The organism is Streptomyces sp. NPDC002536 (assembly GCF_053594995.1).
Genome location: NZ_JBSFWU010000204.1, coordinates 1 through 4,762 on the forward strand (window position 1 = coordinate 1; position 4,762 = coordinate 4,762).

5 protein-coding genes are annotated in these 4,762 nt (G+C 72.7%); 3 read left to right on the forward strand and 2 right to left on the reverse strand.

The features are described from left to right. Positions 1-267: 267 nt before the first annotated feature. Both ACWD4B_RS35105 and ACWD4B_RS35110 read left to right on the forward strand, forming a co-directional pair. Positions 268-1,545: a sensor histidine kinase gene (locus ACWD4B_RS35105; protein WP_451424573.1), complete on the forward strand. Its 1,278-nt coding sequence runs from the start codon at positions 268-270 to the stop codon at positions 1,543-1,545. Beyond that, a complete protein-coding gene (locus ACWD4B_RS35110) occupies positions 1,542-2,243 on the forward strand; it encodes a response regulator (protein ID WP_451424574.1) in 702 nt (233 codons plus the stop codon). Before ACWD4B_RS35105 ends, ACWD4B_RS35110 begins: the two co-directional genes overlap by 4 nt. Before the next feature lie 26 nt (positions 2,244-2,269). On the opposite strand, the gene ACWD4B_RS35115 is transcribed toward ACWD4B_RS35110, so the two are convergent. Together ACWD4B_RS35115 and ACWD4B_RS35120 are read right to left on the reverse strand one after the other, a co-directional pair. Next, positions 2,270-3,286 (reverse strand): aldo/keto reductase, encoded by a 1,017-nt coding sequence (locus ACWD4B_RS35115; protein WP_451424575.1) that lies wholly within the window; start codon positions 3,284-3,286, stop codon positions 2,270-2,272. Continuing rightward, positions 3,283-3,750, reverse strand: a complete 468-nt coding sequence (locus tag ACWD4B_RS35120) for a MerR family transcriptional regulator (protein ID WP_390777920.1) — start codon at positions 3,748-3,750, stop codon at positions 3,283-3,285. Before ACWD4B_RS35120 ends, ACWD4B_RS35115 begins: the two co-directional genes overlap by 4 nt. Positions 3,751-3,838: 88 nt before the next feature. Between ACWD4B_RS35120 and ACWD4B_RS35125 the strand changes: the two genes are divergently transcribed. Beyond that, positions 3,839-4,648: a serine hydrolase domain-containing protein gene (locus ACWD4B_RS35125; RefSeq protein ID WP_451424576.1), complete on the forward strand. Its 810-nt coding sequence runs from the start codon at positions 3,839-3,841 to the stop codon at positions 4,646-4,648. Positions 4,649-4,762: the final 114 nt, after the last annotated feature.

The window sequence follows — 4,762 nt, forward strand, 5'->3', positions numbered from 1 at the left end:
GTCGAAGAAGGCGGAGCTCCTGGCGGAGCTGTAGCGCCCCGTCAGGGGCGCGGGGAACTGCGCGACCAGCCCCCACCGGCCTGCAGCCGACGCACCACCCCAGGAGTCCGGGGCGCAGCCCCGAGTACTTCGACTGCGGGTACATCGTGGCTGGTCGCGCAGTTCCCCGCGCCCCTTCGGGGCGCTACTGGTACCGGGGTACGAGGCGGAATCCGGCACCGTGGTGTGACGCCGCCGCGGGACCCGCTCGTTAGGCTGAGTGACGTCATGCCCCAGTCGCAACCCGCCGCCGTGCTGCGTTTCCTGCGCAGCCTCGCCACCCCCGCAGGCCCGCCGGAGCCCCTCCTCGGCCGCTCGCCGCGGCCGGCCGTGCGGTTCCTGCCGTACGCCGTCGCCTGGCTGTTCGTCGTGATCCTGCTGCCGACCACGGCGATGGTGCTCCCGCACAACTACGGGATGGACTCGGACCTCGCCTTCGTCCTCGCCGTCCTGCAGACCGCACCGCTGCTGATCGCCGTCCGGCGCCCGCTGCTCGCCTGGGTCATCGCCTTCCTCGCGGACCTGGCGGGCACGCTCGCCCTGCTGCCCGTGGCTCCCGCGGACGAACAGCCGTGGCCCTGGCCGCCGATGGAGATCATCGGCATGCTGCTGCTGACGTTCGCCCTCGGGCTGCGGGAGAAGGGCCGCACGCTCATCGCGGCCTGGCTGCTGCTGGCGGGCACCACCCTGGCGCTGCACGACATCGCACCACAGCGCGGCAACGCCTGGGCCGTGCTCGTCCCCCTCGCCGGGGTGCTGCTCCTGCTCGCCGCCGCCCTGCGCGCCCGCGGCGACGCGCGGCGCGCCCTCGCCGAGCAGGAGACCATCAGCGAGGAGGAGCGCGCCCGGCGCACCCTGCTGGAGGAACGGGCCCGTATCGCACGGGAGTTGCACGACGTCGTGGCCCACCACATGTCCGTGATCACCGTGCAGGCCGACAGCGCCCCCTACCGCATCACCGGCCTGCCGGCCGAGGCGAGCGCCGAGTTCGGCGCGATCGCGGCGACGGCGCGCGAATCCCTCACCGAGATGCGCCGCCTGCTGGGCGTGCTGCGCAACGAGGAGACGGCGCACGCCGAGCGGGTGCCGCAGCCCGGTGCCGAGCGGGTGCCGCAGCTGGTCGAGGCGACCGTACGGGCCGGTCTGCCCGTGGAGTTGGCGATCGGCGACGGGGTCGCGGACCTGCCGCAGGCGGTGGACCTGTCCGCGTACCGCATCGTGCAGGAGGCCCTCGCCAATGTCGTCCGGCACGCGCCGGGCGCGGCGACCCGGGTGTCGCTGACCGTCGACCCCGGCCGTACGGGCCTCACGGTGCTCGTCGTCAACGCGGCCGCCGACCGCCCGGACGCCCCGCTGGAGGCCTCCGGCACCGGCCATGGCCTGGTCGGCATGCGGGAGCGGGTGCGCCTGGTGGGAGGCTCGCTGGACACGGGCCCGCTGCCGGAAGGAGGCTTCAGGGTGGCGGCCAGGCTGCCCCTGACGGAAAAGGAACCCCCTGCTGCATGACCATCAAGGTGATCATCGTCGACGACCAGGCCATGGTGCGGGCGGGCTTCGCCGCGCTGCTGGCCGCGCAGCCGGACATCGACGTCATCGGCGACGCGGCGGACGGCCGCCAGGGCGTCACCCTGGCCCGGGAACGGCACCCGGACGTGGTGCTGATGGACGTCCGCATGCCGGAGATGGACGGCCTGGAGGCCGCCCGGCAGATCCTCGACCCTTCCCCTGCTTCGCGGGGAGGCCCCTATACGGACGTGGTGCACCGGCCGAAGGTGCTGATGCTCACGACGTTCGACGTGGACGACTACGTCTACGAGGCGCTGCGCGCCGGCGCCTCGGGATTCCTCCTCAAGGACGCCCCGCCGGCCGACCTGATCTCGGCGGTACGGGTGGTGGCGGCCGGGGAGGCGCTGCTGGCCCCGTCGGTGACGCGGCGTCTGATCGCCGACTTCGCCGCACAGCGTCCCGCCCGGCGCCAGGACCCGGCACTCCGGCTGAACGGGCTGACGCCGCGGGAGACGGAAGTCCTCGGGCTGATCGCCCGAGGACTGTCCAACCAGGAGATCGCGGCGGCGCTGGTGCTCGCCGAGCAGACCGTGAAGACCCATATCGGCCGCATCCTGGCCAAGTTGGACCTGCGGGACCGGGCCCAGGCCGTCGTGTTCGCGTACGAGTCGGGGCTGGTGACGCCGGGGGAGAGCTGAGCCCTCCCCCTCCGGGGGCCGGAAACCTACTCCCGGCCCACCGCCGTGAACGTCATGTCCGTGTACCGCGTGCCGGCGACCTTGCCGGCGATCGGCTCCAGCACCGCCAGCTCCTCCGCGCTCAGCGTGATCCGGGTGGCCGCCACGTTCTCGTCCAGCCGGCTCCGCTTGCGGGTGCCCGGGATCGGAACGACCGTCAGGCCGTGGACGGACGCCCGCTGCTGCACCCATGCCAGGGCGACCTGCGCCGGGGTGATGCCGCGCGCCTGCGCGATCTCCCGGACCGGCTCCAGCAGCGCCACGTTGGCCGCCGCGTTCTCGCCGGTGAAGCGCGGCTGCGTGCGCCGCCAGTCGTCCTTCGAGAGTTCCTTCTCCGCGCTCGCGAAAGAGCCCGTCAGGAAGCCGCGCCCGAGCGGGGAGTAGGGCACGAAGGCCACGCCCAGCTCCTGCGCCGCCGCCACGACACCCTCCTCGACGTCGCGGCTGAACAGCGACCACTCCGACTGCACCGCCGCGATCGGGTGCACCGCGTGCGCCGCGCGCAGCTCGCCCGGCGAGACCTCGCTCAGGCCGAGGTGCCGGACCTTGCCCTCCTGCACCAACTCGGCCATGGCGCCCACGCTTTCCTCCATCGGCACCTCCACCTCGCGGCGGTGCATGTAGTAGAGGTCGATGTGGTCGACGCCGAGGCGGCGCAGGCTGCCCTCGACGGACTGCCGTATGTAGGCACGGTCGTTGCGGATCGTCTGGTACGAGGGGTCGTCCTCGCGCCGCACGATGCCGAACTTGCTGGCCACCAGGAGGCGGTCGCGGTTGGCCCGCACGAACGGGGAGATGAACTCCTCGTTGCGCCCGAAGCCGTAGATGTCGGCGGTGTCGAAGAGCGTGACGCCCAGGTCGAGCGCGTGCTCCAGGGTGGCCCGGGCCTCGTCCGTGTCGGTCGGGCCGTAGGCGTGGGCCATGCCCATGCAGCCGAGGCCCTGGATGCCGACCTCGGGGCCGCCTGCGCCGAGCGGTGCGGTGGGGATGGTCTCGTTGCTCATCGTGCGTCAGCCCTTTCGGACGCCCGGCGTCGGGCGGCATAGAGGTCGATCTTGTAGTCGAGGACTTCGAGCGTGCTGTTCAGTTCGGCGATGCGCTGCCGCACGGACTCGCGGTGCGTGCTGAGCAGTTCCTCGCGCTCGGCGAGGGTGTGTTCGCCCTCGCGAACGAGTTCGGCGTAGCGGACCATGTCGGCGACCGGCATCCCCGTCAGCCGCAGCCGGCCCACCAGGTCCAGCCAGTCGAGGTCGCGGTCGGTGTAGCGGCGCTGGCCCGTGTGGGAGCGGTCGACGTGCGGCATCAGCCCGATCCGCTCGTACCAGCGCAGCGTGTGCGCCGACAGCCCGGCGTAGACGGCCACTTCGGTGATCGTGTAGCGGTCCCGGCCCTCGGGACGGCGGGCGCGGTGCCGGTCGAGTTCGAAGCACCGTGTCACCTGCACCGGAGCCCTGTCGATTACGGTCATACCGCTTCCCCCACGTCGCATCGGTGTCGTTGCGTTGCGCTCAACGCTAGAGACTTCGAGTGCACTCCAAGCAAGTAGGCTCACTGTCATGGAGAGCCTGCAGTTGATCAAGAGCTGGCCGGTGCCGGCCGCGGCGGCCGCCGTCGTCCGCGCGGACGGCACCCTGGCGGGGTCGTACGGGCCGACGGAGCAGCGCTTCGCCCTCGCGTCGGTCACCAAGCCGCTCGCCGCGTACGCCGCACTGGTCGCCGTCGAGGAGGGCGCGATCGAGCTGGACGAGCCGGCGGGGCCCGAGGGTTCCACGGTCCGCCACCTCCTGGCGCACACCTCCGGGCTGGCCTTCGACGAGCAGCGGACGATGGCCGCGCCGGGCACGCGGCGGCTGTACTCCAACGCGGGCTTCGACGTGCTGGGCGACCACATCGCGAAGGCGACGGACATCCCGTTCGCGGAGTACCTGCGGCAGGCGGTGCTGGAGCCGCTGGGGATGACGTCGACGGACCTCCCGGGCTCCCCGGCGAAGGACGGCGTCTCGACGGTGTCGGACCTGGCCCGTTTCGCGGCGGAGCTGCAGGCGCCGCGGCTGCTGGCCGCAGAGACCGTGGCGGAGGCGACCCGGGTGGCGTTCCCCGGACTGACGGGCGTGCTGCCCGGCTACGGGCACCAGCGCCCGAACGACTGGGGCCTCGGCTTCGAGATCCGCGACGCGAAGTCGCCGCACTGGACAGGAAGTTCGTCCTCTCCGAGGACATTCGGCCACTTCGGCCAGTCGGGCACGTTCCTGTGGGTGGACCCCGAGGCGGGGGCGGCCTGCGTGGCCCTGACCGACCGGGCCTTCGGCCCGTGGGCGATCGAGGTGTGGCCGAAGCTGACGGACGCGGTGCTGGCCGAACTGTAGACGCGCCGAAGCACGGCGCCCCGTCAGGGGCGCGGGGAACTGCGCGACCAGCCCCCACCGGCCCGCAGCCGACGCACCACCCCAGGGGTCCGGGGCGAAGCCCCGAGAACCTCG

Coding starts and splice junctions, on each gene's coding strand:
- ACWD4B_RS35110 (WP_451424574.1), top strand. CDS start 1,542: ATGACCATCAAGGTGATCATCGTCGACGACCAGGCCATGGTGCGGGCG.
- ACWD4B_RS35125 (WP_451424576.1), top strand. CDS start 3,839: ATGGAGAGCCTGCAGTTGATCAAGAGCTGGCCGGTGCCGGCCGCGGCG.
- ACWD4B_RS35115 (WP_451424575.1), bottom strand. CDS start 3,286: ATGAGCAACGAGACCATCCCCACCGCACCGCTCGGCGCAGGCGGCCCC.
- ACWD4B_RS35120 (WP_390777920.1), bottom strand. CDS start 3,750: ATGACCGTAATCGACAGGGCTCCGGTGCAGGTGACACGGTGCTTCGAA.
- ACWD4B_RS35105 (WP_451424573.1), top strand. CDS start 268: ATGCCCCAGTCGCAACCCGCCGCCGTGCTGCGTTTCCTGCGCAGCCTC.